The organism is Klebsiella quasivariicola, assembly GCF_002269255.1.
GTDB lineage: Bacteria > Pseudomonadota > Gammaproteobacteria > Enterobacterales > Enterobacteriaceae > Klebsiella > Klebsiella quasivariicola.
Window position 1 is genome coordinate 3,112,948 of the sequence record NZ_CP022823.1, and the last position, 15,431, is coordinate 3,128,378.

At 59.6% G+C, this 15,431-nt stretch carries 13 protein-coding genes; 1 reads left to right on the plus strand and 12 read right to left on the minus strand.

All coding sequences use genetic code 11. From position 1 onward, the window contains the following. Positions 1 to 63 precede the first annotated feature (63 nt). The gene (gene bdcA, locus B8P98_RS15550; protein WP_025713210.1) at positions 64 to 777 is read left to right on the plus strand and encodes an SDR family oxidoreductase; all 714 of its coding nucleotides are present in this window, start codon (positions 64 to 66) and stop codon (positions 775 to 777) included. A 63-nt stretch (positions 778 to 840) separates the two neighbouring features. Here bdcA and B8P98_RS15555 read toward each other — a convergent pair whose 3' ends face one another. The 12 genes from B8P98_RS15555 to tli1 (B8P98_RS15610) all read right to left on the minus strand — a co-directional run bounded on the left by B8P98_RS15555 (position 841) and on the right by tli1 (B8P98_RS15610) (position 15,398). Further along, the gene (locus tag B8P98_RS15555) at positions 841 to 1,335 is read right to left on the minus strand and encodes a hypothetical protein (RefSeq protein WP_025713209.1); all 495 of its coding nucleotides are present in this window, start codon (positions 1,333 to 1,335) and stop codon (positions 841 to 843) included. Between the two features lie 107 nt (positions 1,336 to 1,442). Continuing rightward, positions 1,443 to 1,985, minus strand: a complete 543-nt coding sequence (tssJ, locus tag B8P98_RS15560) for a type VI secretion system lipoprotein TssJ (RefSeq protein WP_025713208.1) — start codon at positions 1,983 to 1,985, stop codon at positions 1,443 to 1,445. Continuing rightward, entirely contained in the window at positions 1,963 to 3,048 is a 1,086-nt protein-coding gene (gene tssG / locus B8P98_RS15565) for a type VI secretion system baseplate subunit TssG (RefSeq protein ID WP_025713207.1), read from the minus strand. The genes tssJ and tssG overlap by 23 nt, the downstream gene beginning before the upstream one ends. Further along, the gene (tssF, locus tag B8P98_RS15570; RefSeq protein WP_095033195.1) at positions 3,012 to 4,766 is read right to left on the minus strand and encodes a type VI secretion system baseplate subunit TssF; all 1,755 of its coding nucleotides are present in this window, start codon (positions 4,764 to 4,766) and stop codon (positions 3,012 to 3,014) included. The genes tssG and tssF overlap by 37 nt, the downstream gene beginning before the upstream one ends. Positions 4,767 to 4,845: 79 nt before the next feature. Next, positions 4,846 to 6,438, minus strand: a complete 1,593-nt coding sequence (gene tssA, locus B8P98_RS15575) for a type VI secretion system protein TssA (protein ID WP_023340031.1) — start codon at positions 6,436 to 6,438, stop codon at positions 4,846 to 4,848. Further along, on the minus strand, positions 6,438 to 9,863 hold the full coding sequence (locus B8P98_RS15580) for an ImcF-related family protein (protein WP_023340030.1): 3,426 nt from the start codon (positions 9,861 to 9,863) through the stop codon (positions 6,438 to 6,440). The genes tssA and B8P98_RS15580 overlap by 1 nt, the downstream gene beginning before the upstream one ends. Continuing rightward, complete coding sequence (locus B8P98_RS15585; RefSeq protein ID WP_095033196.1) at positions 9,847 to 10,986, minus strand: hypothetical protein; 1,140 nt, start codon at positions 10,984 to 10,986, stop codon at positions 9,847 to 9,849. The genes B8P98_RS15580 and B8P98_RS15585 overlap by 17 nt, the downstream gene beginning before the upstream one ends. Further along, positions 10,983 to 11,240, minus strand: coding sequence for a PAAR domain-containing protein (locus tag B8P98_RS15590; RefSeq protein ID WP_002902252.1), 258 nt, complete (start codon positions 11,238 to 11,240; stop codon positions 10,983 to 10,985). Before B8P98_RS15590 ends, B8P98_RS15585 begins: the two co-directional genes overlap by 4 nt. Positions 11,241 to 11,260: 20 nt before the next feature. Next, the gene (locus B8P98_RS31430; protein WP_095033197.1) at positions 11,261 to 13,702 is read right to left on the minus strand and encodes a T6SS phospholipase effector Tle1-like catalytic domain-containing protein; all 2,442 of its coding nucleotides are present in this window, start codon (positions 13,700 to 13,702) and stop codon (positions 11,261 to 11,263) included. Continuing rightward, a complete protein-coding gene (gene tli1 / locus B8P98_RS15600; protein WP_038422402.1) occupies positions 13,690 to 14,220 on the minus strand; it encodes a T6SS immunity phospholipase A1-binding lipoprotein Tli1-KP in 531 nt (176 codons plus the stop codon). The genes B8P98_RS31430 and tli1 (B8P98_RS15600) overlap by 13 nt, the downstream gene beginning before the upstream one ends. A 57-nt stretch (positions 14,221 to 14,277) precedes the next feature. Further along, the gene (gene tli1, locus B8P98_RS15605; RefSeq protein WP_095033198.1) at positions 14,278 to 14,808 is read right to left on the minus strand and encodes a T6SS immunity phospholipase A1-binding lipoprotein Tli1-KP; all 531 of its coding nucleotides are present in this window, start codon (positions 14,806 to 14,808) and stop codon (positions 14,278 to 14,280) included. A gap of 68 nt (positions 14,809 to 14,876) precedes the next feature. Beyond that, positions 14,877 to 15,398 carry a T6SS immunity phospholipase A1-binding lipoprotein Tli1-KP gene (gene tli1, locus B8P98_RS15610; RefSeq protein ID WP_032746719.1) on the minus strand — a complete coding sequence of 174 codons (522 nt, stop codon included), beginning with the start codon at positions 15,396 to 15,398 and terminating at the stop codon, positions 14,877 to 14,879. Between the last annotated feature and the right edge of the window lie 33 nt (positions 15,399 to 15,431).

Genomic DNA, 15,431 nt, shown 5'->3' on the forward strand with positions numbered 1-15,431 from the left:
CTTGACAGCCTGTTTTGCTGCAGCATATTGTAATCATCACTACAATATCACGAGGTGCGGGACATGACAGCGTTTAACAACAAATCAGTGCTGGTTTTGGGTGGGAGTCGGGGAATTGGCGCGGCGATCGTCAGGCGTTTTGCCGCCGATGGCGCATCGGTGATGTTTAGCTATTCCGGATCGCCAGAGGCTGCCGAGCGGCTGGCAGCAGAGACGGGCAGCACAGCGGTACAGGCAGACAGCGCCGATCGCGACGCGGTCATAAGTCTGGTTCGCGACAGCGGTCCGCTGGATGTGTTAGTGGTCAATGCCGGGATCGCGATTTTCGGCGATGCCCTGGAGCAGGACAGCGATGCCATCGATCGCCTGTTCCGCATCAACATTCATGCCCCCTACCATGCCTCCGTGGAAGCCGCGCGCCGTATGCCGGAGGGCGGGCGCATTATTGTCATCGGTTCAGTCAATGGCGATCGTATGCCGGTGCCGGGGATGGCGGCCTATGCGGTCAGTAAATCGGCTCTGCAGGGACTGGCGCGCGGACTGGCACGGGATTTTGGCCCGCGCGGCATCACGGTCAACGTCGTCCAGCCCGGTCCTGTTGATACCGATGCCAACCCGGAGAACGGCCCGATGAAGGAGCTGATGCACAGCTTTATGGCGATTAAGCGTCATGGCCGCCCGGAAGAAGTGGCGGGAATGGTGGCGTGGCTCGCGGGTCCGGAAGCATCGTTTGTGACGGGAGCCATGCATACCATCGACGGGGCGTTTGGCGCCTGATGGCCCAGGGCGGCGGCGCGCGCTTTGCACCGCCGCATGGGCGTACTGGCCCGCAGGGTATCATCAGGCCAGGCTGTCGACCGCCATAAAAAAGCGATCCTCGGTGAGATTAAGACGCGCCTCCGGTGGCTGGTGTGCTTTGCGGATCATCCAGCCATCGTCCGGCGCCAGGCTCAGATAATAAACCTGGCGGGTCGCCGTACCGCCGTGAGTATCAAGACTAAGGCTCACGACCCCTTTTTCAACGCCGTTCCACAGCTGCTGCGGCACAATATTGACGCTGCGCTCGCCGTTTTGCAGGCGGATAGCCGGGATATCGTACCGGCAGATGCCGCTGTTGAGGCTATAGCCGAGGGTGCTCAGATCGTGGAGGTATCGGGTCGAAACCTCCACATCGATACCTGAGCCGTCAAACCACTGGCTGATCTGCTGCGCCAGCGCCGCCATCTGCTGGCGAAAGGCGTTGATGTCCGCAGCGGCCGACCCGTCGAGGGGCAGTGTCCGCTGCGGATTTTGCTGTTGCTGCAGTTTCTTAAAAAATCGTTCCCTCGCTGTCACGTTATCTCCCTGTGCTGTGGTGAAGATGGTTATCGCCCGTTCGCTGGTTAATGAAGGTGGAGGGCGAACTGTGGCGATAGCCCCGCCACAACTGTTTGTTTTCGACGTTACTTCGCCGGTTCAGGCTTAAGCCGTAGCTGATTGTTTTCGGCGGTAAAAATACGCGGCTTGTCCGGGTCCAACTCCTCACGCGCCAGTACCTGCTTCCAGGTATTTCTCTCCAGGTCCGGATGGCGGAACAGGCCAACAAGCGCCACGAACGTCGCCTCCGCCTCCAGCGGCATATTCAGACTGGCGTCACCTCCGGGGCTGATCACCACATCGCGACTGGCGAGAAGATCGGCGGCAAGCAGGATATCCCCCTCCTCGAGCAGTTGCTGGTAAACCAGCCGGTCAAAGGTCTGGCGATCTTTAAGCTGATAGATGCGCACCACCACCGGCTCGGAAAGCGTGTGATTCTCTCTGGTGTCGGTATTGAGCGCTTCGCGGGCCGTGAAATCCAGATGCAACGTAGTAATTTTCTTATAAAAAACGGCGTTGAAAGCGGATTTTGTCCCGTCGGTGACACGTTGGGTAAGTCCGCATCCGCTCAGGCAAAACGCCAACAAGGGCAGCAGGCAGGCCGTTTTAGTCAAACTTGTACGTAACACGTCGGTTTCCTTGTGATGAGGTAGCAGACTGCAGGCCCGAATAGGTGCCCAGCTCAGTGGTAAAGGTCTGAGGAATATCGTCCTGACGCTCATCCTCCCCCACGCCCAGTACGCCATTCATGCCGAGCCAGAACGGCCCTTCCCCCAGCGGCGGGACGGCCAGCAGTCGGGTCGGCACGGTCAGGGTGATATTGGCCCGGAATCGCCAGCCCAGATAAACCCGTAGCATAATAAGGAAGTCCTGAAATAGCTGTCCGTCAGGCTTCCAGCCTTGTGCCTCCTCGGGATTATCCGTCGTGAGGGTTATCCGTAGCTGGCTGCTGGCGTCCATCACTTCATCCCCCAGAGGGGTATTACCATCCAGCAGGAAGTCGTCATCGCCGTAAAAGCCCAGCGGCTGGCTGATCGCCACCGGACGCAGGCTGTACGGGCTCACCCTGACGGTAGTCGCCGGGGCCAGCAGGGTGACCAGCGCCTGGATCCCCTGCTCGGTTTTGCCAGGCTGGCGCAGCACGCTGGTCAGCGCCAGAAAACGCGATGCCGGCGAGGCAATATGATCTGCTGTTCCAGGAATACCCAGCCCCGCCAGGCTCAGCAGCGACTGTGAAAGCTGATCGCTACCGCCGGGCTCAAAGGTGGCCGGCCAGGAGTATTTCCGCCAGATGCGGTAAAACTGCGTCATGATCCGGTGGCTGAAGATGTCCAGTAAGCCCTGCAGCGCTTCATGCCCTTCCCTGCGCTGGGCAATATCATCGAGATATGCCGTCGGGAGCGGCGAATCGACACCGTACAACCCCATAAAGGTGGTGCGAATGACCGGCGGCCTGCTTTCATCAGCCTCATCGTATTCCACGGCTTTCAGTTCGCTGGCCGGAAACCCCATCCCCGGATGCGGGTAAAACCGTACCGGATCGTCTGCCGGATGGCTGGTCGCCCCCATCAGCGGTTGGCCGGGACGCCGCTTTTCCAGAAGCTGGCAGAAGCGGTAAAAATTGATCCGCGGCAGGTCGGCCTCCAGCCGTGGGGTCAGCCGGGAATGCGGCGGCTGTGCTTCTCTTCCCATTCCAGTCGTTCTCCGGTAGGTTGCAGAATGATAATCAGGCGGTTAAACAAGTAGATATCGGTGTAGAGCGCAAAGAAGCGGCTGAGCATCTCGCCAAACAGGCATATGTCGCCTCGTCCGGCAAAGCCGTGACTGTCAAGGGTGACTTCAATCTCCACGCCGCGTACCAGATGGCCCTGTGCGAAGCGTTCTATTGCGCTGTGCTTCACGTCAAGGATGGCCTCCAGGCGTCGACGATTCATCTCGCTGTCGGTCCATTCATACAGCGCCAGGGTACCGCGCAGGACCTCCGCGTTATCCATCAGGGAAAGAAAGCTGCTGCCCAGATGGCTCAGCACGCGCCAGTGAAAGCGGTCCTGAGCAGGGGGATAGCACGGCAGCGTTGGTGCGCAGAGGTTACGCACTGCGACGCTGGCCGAGGTGGTTTTCATCACTGTATCAAGCACGGTGCTCTGCAGCGCGCGCCGCGGCAGCTGGCCGTTAGTTCCGGTGAGGGTCAGCGACAGGCTTTCATCTTCCGGTACGGTATGATTGTCAAAGGCTTCCCCGCCGACGATAAGCCAGGTGTTGTACAGCCCGGAGGGGCCACGGCGCACCCGGGTATGATAGTAATAGTCCGCCGCGTCATGACGCATCATGCCGCCTTTGTGGCGAAAACTTGAGAACGGCGCGTAAACCTGCTGGTGCGAGGAGATCACGGAATCGACGGTGTAAATTTCGGTGTGGCCGTCCTGCACGCGCATCGGGCGCAGCGGGTATTCGGTCTGCAGGGAATTGATGGTCAGCGGATCGGACTCCAGCGGAAACAGGTTGATCACTGGCACGCAGTGCAGGCGCAGCTGCTTTTCGCTGAAGCGGAAGTCATGTTCCCAGCGTTCCGCCAGCACGACGTCGATTTCAAACCACGCCAGTCCGGCCGGAAAAGCCACCGTCTCCAGCCCGCGCAGATCGATGAACATGAACTTTTCGCGGAAGGTAAAATACTCCAGCAGCAGCTGGTAACCGCGAAAACTGCGGCCATCTTCAGGCCAGAGGCTGTCCTCCTCGCCAAATCCCAGCGCGCTGAAATACCCGTCCAGCGGCCTTCTGTCCACCTCATCGGACATGCGCAGCCACATCCGGGCCACATTGAGGGTAAAGGCCTCGTGCATGGCGCAGGCCAGCGGCGCATCGGCGTTGCAGTAGAGCGGGATATGACTGAGATCGACCCGGCGCCAGTCCGTCAGCTGGCTGCAGTTAAAGCGCAGCGTGATCACCGACCGGCCATCCGTATCGGTGGCCAGCCGGGCGTGCTCAAGAGATAACGGCTGCAGAGCGATCGCTTTGGTGGTGGTGTACCGGCAGCGCGTGCCCTTTTCACCGATCGGCCGGGAAAGCACTTCAAAGCCTTTGACCATCGTCATCGGCTCTTTCATTTCCGGCCAGTCGGGGGTGAATTCCACGACCGACATCGAGGGAATGGTACGTAAATAATGTGGCCACAGCAGACTGACCACGCCTTCGGTCAGCTCAGGCAGATCGTCATCGAGCTTCTCGCGCATGCGGCCCATCAGGAAGGCAAAACCTTCAAACAGGCGCTCAACAAAGGGGTCGCGGGCGCCCGCTTTGTCGAGATTGAGCATTGCCGCCTGCTCAGGATGAGCACGGGCAAACTCTTCACCCGCTTCCAGCAGGTAGCGCATTTCAGCGTCGTAATAACGCAGGGTTAAATCGTCCATAAATCACCAGAATGAGTAATAGCTTTCAGATATGCAGAAAACCGCAGGTGCAGGGAGTGCAATGTGAATGATGCGTGAATTATGCGCACAGCACCGCAGCGCGAGCGGGATCCAGAGCGATAAGCCCGGCAAGCAATGACTCCATTTCTGGCAGCAAGCGATTTTTTTCTGCCTCACTGCGCCCGGCCTTGCCTCTGAGCAGCCGGAGTCGGCGGGCTTTGACCTCAAAGATAAGCTCCGGCTTCCATTGTTCGAGCGTCATTTCCCGGGCGCGGCTGTCGAGTTCCGCCAGCAGATGCAGCGCCATTTCATTTTTTCCGTACTGCTCGCTGACCCGCGCCATCAATAAGCGCATCAGCCACCGATTGCGGCTGGTGGTATAGCCCGGCTGCGCCTGTAACCAGTTCAGCGCCGACTCAATACCCTCATCGTCCGCGCGGGTGAGCACTTCTGGCTCCAGCGACAGCACCTCATCAGCGCTGGTCGCCGCCATTACCGGCTCATCTTGCCATCCGGCCATCTCATCCAGAACACGCTCGTTAAGCCAGTTGAGCGTTACTTCATCGGCGAATGGCGTACCATCGTTAAACGCCAGGGTTTCCAGCCCCGGCAGACGAGCCAGTAGCCCTTTCATATCCCGGCACAGGATATCGGCCCGTACACTGTCAGCATCCAGTTTCAGCAGCGCCTGCCAGGCGTACCACTGCACATCCAGCCACAAGTGGTTGACGCCTTGCGCCAACAGCGTGTCCGTATGCTCCAGCAGTTCCGACCAGCTTTTCTGTAAATACAACCGCTTAAGATGGGCTTTACTCTCAGGCTTGGGAGGCAATAGCCGGGTCCGGCCCGTGGCATCCAGCGGCGGTAACTCCGTTAACGTATCCCAACGCACACTCTTCATCAGATGATGACCTGCCAGCCATCCACCGGGACACTCACGCAGATATTTCGCCAGCACCTTAGCCTGATCGAGCAAATCACGACCAGACGTGACGGTATGCATTACCGGTGCGGTGTCCGTATGTTGGGGCAGCAGATCGTGTTCTTCACGGCTGGTCTGCGGCACCAGACTGTGGGCTCCGCCGTTTTGCACCAGGCGGTTCTCCAGTATCTGATATAGCCCGGAAAGATCGGGGCGGGATGCCTCAGCCAAGCCGGCAAAAGAGGCTTCCGCCAGCAATAACGCCCCGATAATGACCTGCATAGTGGTCATGTCGACTTCCGGATAAAGAGACAGACTGTCCGACATCCGGCGACTGCCAAGCCATTCCAGCGCCGATTTACAGCTACGTTCACGCTGGGGATGGAGCATAGCCCCAAACCGCTCAAGCATTGCCGCCAGCAGCGTAACGCCTTCCGCCAGACCGCTCTCGCCTTCCCGCTGCAGACGCGCCCACACGTAAAAGGTGATCACGCGCAGATCCTTGCAGGTCTGAGTCAGCAGTTTTTCTGCCAGCTGGCAAATCAGTTCGGTATCGACACCGGAGATCTTATTGACCTCCTCGCGGATACGCTGAAAATCATCGTCATAGCCCGGATCGTCCCCGGTTGGTTGGGCGTCACTGATTGGCGCAAGCCAGGACTGCCACTGCGCCTGACGTGACCGGGCCTGCTGTTGCAGTACGCTTTCATCCAACTGACTGGCGGCAACCAAATTTTGTAAAATGCTCATTATTCCATCTCATCCATGTCACTATTCCCTACCCCCGTCGTCAGGGCCTGTGCGCTCTCAGCCGCATCGACAGTGAAAATCTGATCTGGCAGGGTCAATCCGCGCAGCGCCAGAAGCGCCAGCGGGCCACTCCCAAGCTGGGAGCGCAATACCCACTGCAGGGTGCGGCCATCCGGAGCGGAGAAGCTCATCATCCACTGACTGCGATCCAGCGGCTGGCGTTTACCCTGCTCCAGCCAGCGAATAAAGCCCCAGGTACCGCTGTAGTCACCGAACAGGCGCGTGCCCGCATTGACGCTGGTCCAGGTCAGCAGAGTGCCGGGTTTATACGTCTCCCCCGGCCAGCGGAAAGTCTTCCAGTCGGCCATCTGATTGAAATAGCGTAACTTTTGGCCGTCTATCGTCAGCTGTGTCTCCACAACCTCCGGGGCAGGCCTGGCCTGTAACTCAAAGCTGATCCCCTGGCTTCCGTCGGTGAAAAGAATGTCGGACAGCTGGCTTAGCTGGTTGATCGCGCGCAGAAAGGCCGGATTAAAGACCAGGCCGTGACTGTTGACCTTATCCGGCACCCATTGACTGCCTTCTTTATGCAGGACACCGTTCAGCTCCGTCGTGAGAAAACGTTCGATCCGCCCGCTGTCCTTGCGCACAAACTCAGCCAGCATCGGCAGGGAGGCGTCGCTTTTGCTGGCGGCAAACGGAAAGCGTCCGTCAAAGGCGGTGTGCCAGTTGGCGACCACCGATCGGCGCCATTTATCATTCAGACTGGCCGCCGACGGCAGAAGCACGGTTTCCCAGGCCTGAGTTAGCGGCTGCACAAACAGAGTGTTACCGAAGCCACTCCACTCTTCGCCAAGGCTTGCCGAAATCAGGCTGCCATATTGTTGCGTGTCGGTCAGGTCGACGCTTTTCCCCTGGAAGACGGTCTGCGCCAGGGTCTGCATCATCTCCTGCGGATCGGAAGCATTCGCAACCTGCTGCAGGCGCAGGCGCACGCGGGTGATACGGGTCAGATAGGTTTGCAGGCTCAGGGTGCTATCGGCCGACATGACGTTGCTGCCCGTGTTTTTCCCCATCAGCTGGAGCAGTGGGCCGAACGTGTCATCCAGAGGCCCCTGCGGGCCGGCGGCCGACTGGTCGATGACCGGCTTGTCTTTCCCGCCCACCAGATCTTTGGCCGATTTAATAAGGCTGTCCGACAGCCCCTCCCTTTGTTGCCCCGCCTGCCCCTGCCAGGCAAGGGTATTCATCAGGGCAATCAGCGGTGACTGACGGACATCGCTTATCAGCGTGAGCTGGTCGGTAACATCGGCGATATTGGTCGTCGGGTTGAGTCGCAGACTGTTGAGAAAATTCAGCCAGCTGCCGGCGAAATCGGTGAAGTAGCGTCGGGTCAGACGCGCTTTCAGCGCCTCCGGCGACAGGTCTGTCGACATCGTTTTGCGCGAATCGCTCAGCACCCAGTCGATTTCCTCCCGGCGCGAGCTGGCTGCCTTATCAATGGCCTGCTGAATGCCGCCTTCCCATGCCTGGCGGGTAAACATCCCCGGGACCACTTCATCGGTGGTAAACAGGCGGCGCGCGTCGGTGCCACTGGTCATGTCTTCCAGCGACACATCGGCAAAATTACGACGCACGGATTTGAGCATGTTCTCATATAAGGTGCTTTCGGCATTGCGGCGACCTAGCTGCTGCAACAGAACCTGACGGCTCTGACTCACCCGTTGCGCATCCGGGATGATCTTCCACTCTGGCCGCTCGGGCAGCAGGGAGAGATAAAAGGCCCACAAATCCGGCGCCAGACTTTGCCACAGACCGGTCGAGATCCCCATTCGCGTCGGCTGGACCGTTTTCATGGTCTGCGCGAAAAATGCGCCATCGGCTTTATCCGGACGAGCCATCATCAGCCAGGCTTTCAGCTGGTCATAGCCTGGTTTCGCCAGCTGGGCTCGTTGGTCGCTATTGGGGGCGGAGTTGACCAGCGCGCTGAGCGCCTGCTGCAACGCGGCATTGGCCGGGTCACGTATCAGGCGATGATTTGCCACACCGTACCAGGGCAGGACGGCGTCTAATAGTTGCTGATGATGGTCCAGACCAAAGCGCCGATACCAGGGAGCGCCCTTCTGCCCATCGTGCACGAGACGGCCGGCCTCATTGCGCAGGGCATGCAGGGCCGTCAGTTGATAGTCAGAAACAGAGGGGTGGGCCACCAGGTCGCGGGCTTTTCCCGCTACCGAAGCAATCTGACTGTAATTGAGGGCAAAGGAGAGCAGCAGTCCCGCCGCCCACAGGCCGAGGATGGCCAGCAGACCGCACGCCAGGCCCCGCTCCCATGCCATTCCCACGTGATGCCCGCGTAAACGGCGGCAGTCATCGACGATCCCCTGCCAGGTCGCGGGCAGCGTCAGGAGATGAGGCTGGCCCGCAGGCGAGGTATCAGCCTCCTGATAAGGATCCTTGGCGCGAGGCTCTGGCAGGCTAAACATCAGGCCACGCAGCGCAAACCGCTGCCGCGAGGCGGTCAGCCACGGCGCCAGCTGCCAGCGCCATTGCGCGATCCCTCCGTCGATAAGCCGCTGCCCCAGACGCAGCAGGAAGTCGTGGCGGGTCTCCTCCGCGATCTGGCGCATCCCCTGCTCCCGCAGCATGGGCAGCATCTGCGCAAGCTGACGGGCGACATCGTCCTCAGTGGCGCGCAACGGGAAGCTAACGCCTACCGCCTGCACCGCGCGGTCAGCCTGCGGCCACTCACTATCGCATAGTTTCCACAACCAGACCGGGGCGGCATAGCCCAGCAGTTCACTGATTTTTTCCAGCCCGTGCAGGTCGCTCTCGCTTATCTGCGGCGTCAGGGTGAGAGACGACGGCATCACCCGCACAATCCCGTCCAGAGGACGACCGCGGCGCAGCTTGCGCAGCGCGGCGTATTTTTCTTGGTCGGGCTCTGTGATCAGGTTACCGCCGTAAATCAGCACAGTGCGGTTACCTTCAAGCCACTGCTGCTGACGCAGACCAGGCGCCAGTTGTTCGATTGCTGCATCGTCCCCGGTAACCAGCAGCAGGCGGACTTTGCGGCGCCAGCGCAGGCGGTAACGTGCGTGAAGGTGCTTTTTCAGCGGGGCATAAAGGGCTTCGCGCCCGGCGGGCCTGGTGGGTTGCCGCACAGGCGCAGCTGAAGGCTTAACCTTATCTTTTATCAGCAGTCGAAAGGCCATAAACCCCAGTACCAGCAGGCTGAGTGCCATCCCCCAGATAATAAAGCCCGTGGCGATAAGCGGGCGCAGCGTTTCCCACTGCGTGGCACGATCCATCGCCCACAGCCACCATGCCAGCCCGCCCAGGAGCACCAGAAGCGTGATCGCAGCAATACAGACGATAACCGTAGCCGCCACAGAGATAGCGGCAGGTTTATTGACGTTGTCCATCAGGTTTTACAATTCCAATTGCGAGGGTATTCAAGGGATCGCGGGCTAGCCAGCCACACGGTTGTTGGTAGTGCGCGGCGTAGATCGCCGCCAGCGACAGAACGGTCAAGCCTTCCATCTCGCCGATGTCTCCCCAACAGGCATCCTGGCGATACAGGTTAATATCCCAACCGCTGTGCGCCAGCGCTTCCAGTCCCGGCTGAAAAAACAGCGCACAGGCTTCCGGGGGGCCGCTCAGTTCGTTCTGCTCCAGCACACGAGCGGCTACAGCAGTCAGGGCCTCCCCTTTTTCTGCGCAATAGGTTTCCCCCCTGGTCAGGTGCACCGGACCGTCCCGTCCGGCGAGCCACAGTACCGCAGACTCTCCGGCGGGTTGCACCGCCCCCGTCCGGGCGACAATCACCTGACATCCGGCGATAAGCACAGTGTCATCGGGGTCAGCTTCCGCCAGAGTGTGTGCTATCTCCGCGAGGCTGGCCTCCCCACGCCAGGCATACGGGCGTGAGGGTAGTGTCATCTGCGCAACAGTGAGGGTCATCTGTGCACGAAACGCCTGCCAGGCGAGCTCCGTTCCCTGCCAGTAGCAACGCAGCGGCGGCGTAAGCGTTCTTTCACTGCGCTGTCGTTGCCATTCCATCACCAGTAGTTCCGCCAGCCGTTTTTCGCGGGCGATAGCCTCAGAAACTGAAAGGTATGGCGCTCGCAGCGCCCTGCCGCCGCCCTCGTTCTCTTCCTCTGGCGGACGCTGGTGACGGCTTAGCACCCGCAGCCAGTCAGTGGTCGTTTTGCCCATGGGCCCCAGCAACAGACCTTCCTGTAACCCGATCGGCTGCCGATGCTCCGCCCACCATTGCTGTTGTTCGTATGCTACCAGTTGGTCATAGAACCTGGCGTTATGCACGCTCATGCGGTAGTACAGCAGCCGGATCAACCAGCCGGTACCCGCCAGCACCAGAGCCAACAGGATCCCGGTGGCGGCCAGGGCGCTTTTTCCTTCTGCCGAGGGAAGTAAAGCGCTGACCCCGCCGCTAAGCAGGACCAGCAGGGCCGAAGCCGATAGCCACCTGGCCGTACCAGGCGGTCGCGCGTCTCCGTACGGGGGATACTCCGGTACCGGCCTCACTGATCAACCCCGCAGTCTGGGTTAGAGCTGACCAGCGTGCAGCCGCAGGCGCAGCGATGACCGTGCAGCGCAACCGGCTGGCCATCAATCGTGGTTCGTGCGCTGCCTTCAGCAATGGTCGTCATACCGTGTTTGTTACACTTGACCGGGTCGCCCTTGCAGGCGAATCCCAGACCAAAACACTGATAATGCCCCATCAGCACCCTGCCCCCATACTCCCGCAGGGTATCGCCTTTGCGAATGACTTTATTCATCGGATCCTCCTTATCCGCGTTCAGACCGTTGTCGTCAGAACGTCCTCCAGCCAGCTGGCCGGCAGCGCGGCTTGCCCCCGCGCCAGCTGCTGTTCCGCTTTCCGCGCCTTTTGCTGTGCGACAACGGTTCCCGGCTCGTGGGTAAATGCCCGCAGCTGCTCCCCTCCGGGCAGCTCCGGCAGCGCTTCCCCGGTTATCTTGTCCAGCACCGCCACCTCCAGCGAGCGCACGGCGCCTGTCGCGGCCAGCCCGGCCAGCTTGCCGGTCAGGCGCTTTTGCCGGAAACTGAGCACGACACCCGCGGTCACGGTCGCAAAACCCACCAGGTCTCCGGCGAGCACCAGCGGCGAGAGCGGTTTACTGCAGCGCTCGCTGAAGTAAATCATCCGGTAGCGGAAGTAACCGGTCCACATCTCGCGCGTGCCGAGCGCGGCATACATAAACCAGGCGCGTGAGTCATGCACCTGATCATCAAACAGCGCCCTCACCAGCCCGGCAGGCTGCTCCGCGTTGCTGGCCTCCCCGGCATCGGGAAAGAGGACGGCCACCCGGGCCTCTCCGTCACACTTCATGCGCCGGTATTCCTGCGCTTCATCATCGGTATTGAGAACGAAAATCACCGGCTGCAGCACGGTATCCAGCACCAGCTGCGCCAGGTTATCCGGGATACGGTAACCGTCGTGGTAATCCTTTCCGAACTCCTTCGCCGCGTCGAACAGCTGGGTTTGATCCATCTTTGGGTCAAAATCCTTCACGCCCGGCTGCAGAACCAGCTCATCCATCCTGTCAGGAGACTGGTTTGCTATCTGGTCCTGGCGAGCACTGAGCACCTTCTCCTGTTCTTTATCACGAATCTCTTCTGCCGCCTTACGCGCGGCAGGCAGCGCTTCGGTATTCGTGGCGCGCTGATAGAAGGGCGTTTTCAGCATCGAGCCTCTGGCATAGCGGTCGATGCGCCAGGCGGTGATCCAGGCCATCTGCTCAGCAATGACGGTTTCCAGACTGCCGCCGGCGGCAAGTGGTTCGTAGTGAGAGGCTGCTTCAGGATCGAACGTTTTCGGCGTGGTTTGGCCCAGGGTGAGTTCGCGCCAGGCGTTGAAGCGGTTGATAAGTTCAGGTGAAACAGCAAACTCCAATTGCATTGTTGGATCCATAGCCCTCCAGTTAGCATTTTTCAAATTTTCTGGGAGCGATGGTTCTGGAACCTTTAATGGAGCACCTGCTTGAAATGCATTGGCATACATGTCATGAAGCGAGATCTGCGATAACAAAAATCGATCAAATTCATCGTTGCCTTTTCCTTGATCCCCCGGCGGATACCCTCCCCCGATATCCGAATGCATCCCCGGGTAAACCACCTCTCTGGCACAGGGCGGGTATTTGCCGTTTGCCCGCCGCACAGAGTCCAGCGGAAAGCAGAGACGCTGCTCATGCCCGGAGACCAGGTGAACACATTTTTTTATCAGCCCGCCATAGGTTTCATCATCCGGCAGCTCCATCGTGCCGTCTGCCCAGGACATATGCCCGTCGGCAACCGGCACCACATGCGCCACCCCGACGGAGGCCACCGTATCCAGCAGCCCGAGAAACTCCACGCTGACGGGCAGCTGCATCCCGCCTGTCTGCAGGCACTGCGGCGGTTTTTCACCCTCCGCCGCCGGAGGGGGCAGCAGTTCGCTCAGCCAGCGCACAAAGGTGCGCGCCGCTGCCGCGCCGCGGGAAAAACCATAGACATACAGCTTGATGCCTGTCAGTTTCGGCTTGCCCGGTTCAGGCTGAATCAGCATCGGCATCAGTTTCGGGGCAAGACCATTCAGCAAGCGAGTGAACTCTTCATAGCGGTTATGGCTGCCGCCAAACCACAGCCGGTTCCAGCTGGTGCTCATTTCTTTCAGTGAACGACGACTCTCTGTGGTGGTCAGCCATTTTTCGGTGGCACTAAACATCAGCACATCGATTATGCGCAGCAGCGCCCAGTTAATCCGATCCTCCCCCTTAACTGCCCCCACCAGACCCATGGTGGAATAGTCCGGGTCATTCACTTCCGGGAAGGGGGTGCCAACGCCAGGCATATAGAATTTAAAATATTTCCCGTCCCCCCCGCCGTCATCATCAAACAGCTTGCTCTGATCGTCAGACGGCACCCCGCCAGCCGTTCCCGTTCCAATAGTCGCCCGAAACAGCCGGGCGATATTGGTCGGATGTTTCGGGTTCGCGATAAAAAAGTCATGATTTAAGTTATTGCCGGTACCGTCGAAAAACAGGCTGATGTGCAGCGTCTTGCAGCACGGCGGCTCCACGCGACGTCCGGCAGCCAGGCACAGTTCCTGGTGATAGCGCCGCTCGTCGCTGTTCTGCTGATGGCAGTTCTGCCCAACCTGCAGCGCCCGGCCCGGCAGACGTCCCTGCGGCGGAAACGGCGGCGGGACCCAGGCGGCATGGGTTTCGGTTATTTCGGACATACAGCGGGCTCCTTCATCCTGACGGGCTCTTTTATCGGATAGTTCGCATTTCTCGGTGACCAGCAGCTGGTGGTCACTTTCACGTCATCGCAGGGCAAAAAGTGAACCGTAATGCCGCACACATCCTGGCCGTTATAGTCGGGCAGCGGGACAGTTTTGCTGTGCTGGCGGTTGTTTTGTTTTAAATTATCTCTCCACTCTCTGTATTTTTTTGAATCAGCAAATCCAGGAAAACCTTCAGTCGATGCCTCACCACTTTCCCAGTCAACGCGCACCGTCATACCCGGCGTCCAGCGGGCGGGCACGCTGAAGCAGCAGCCGCCTCCGCCGCCCTGAAACGGGCCTATAATGTCGATCCCCGACTGGCCGTTGACACTGAAGTGGTTGATCGCCCATTTTGTGTGGTTGATGGCTTTTATTGTTCCGCCACCGCCGCCTCCGGCCTGTGCGGCAGGCTGTGCACAGCCGGTTAACAGCAGCAGACCCGCCAGCAGCGGGCTGATTAATGCAGATTTCATCGGACTCTCCCTGTCGGTTTGAGGGTGATTAAGTGAGGGTGATGCCAGCCTGACGTGCTACTCCGGACAGACGGCGGGCTCCTTCATCCTGACGGGCTCTTTTATCGGATAGTTCGCATTTCTCGGTGACCAGCAGCTGGTGGTCACTTTCACGTCATCGCAGGGCAAAAAGTGAACCGTAATGCCGCACACATCCTGGCCGTTATAGTCGGGTAGCGGGACGGTTTTGCTGTGCTGACGGTTCTGAGCTTTAATATTCCTTGCCCACTCTAAAAACTTCTTCTCATCTTCATATCCCGGGAAACCCGCAGATGAACCCACCCCGGTTTCCCAGTCAACGCGCACCGTCATACCCGGCGTCCAGCGGGCGGGAACGCTGAAGCAGCAGCCGCCACCGCCGCCCTGAAACGGGCCTATAATGTCGATCCCCGACTGGCCATTGACACTGAAGTGGTTGATCGCCCATTTTGTGTGGTTGATGGCTTTTATTGTTCCGCCACCGCCGCCTCCGGCCTGTGCGGCAGGCTGTGCGCAGCCGGTTAACAGCAGCAGACCCGCCAGCAGCGGGCTGATTAATGCAGATTTCATCGGACTCTCCCTGTCGGTTTGAGGGTGATTAAGTGAGGGTGATGCCAGCCTGAATAAACGAAGGCGAGCTACTTCGGACAGACGGCCGGCTCCTTCATCCTGACGGGCTCTTTTATCGGATAGTTCACATTTCTCGGTGACCAGCAGCTGGTGGTCACCTTCACATCATCGCAGGGCAAAAAGTGTACCGTAATGCCGCACACATCCTGGCCGTTATAGTCGGGCAGCGGGACGGTTTTGCTGTGCTGGCGTTTTTGGGCATCAATGTCTGCTATCCAGGCTTTATATTTAGCCCTGTCGGCAAACCCCGGGAAACCCGCGGATGAACCCTGCCCGGTTTCCCAGTCAACGCGCACCGTCATACCCGGTGCCCAGCGGGCGGGCACGCTGAAGCAACAGCCGCCACCGCCACCCTGGAACGGACCTATTGAATCAATGCCCGACTGGCCGTTGATACTGAAGTGGTTGATCGCCCATTTGGTGTGGTTGATGGCGTCAATGGTGCCGCCTCCGGCCCGGGCGGCAGGCTGCGCGCAGCCGGTTAACAGCAGCAGACCCGCCAGCAGCGGGCTGATTAATGCAGATTTCATCGAGTTCTCCCTGTCCATCGGTTCCTCTTTTTC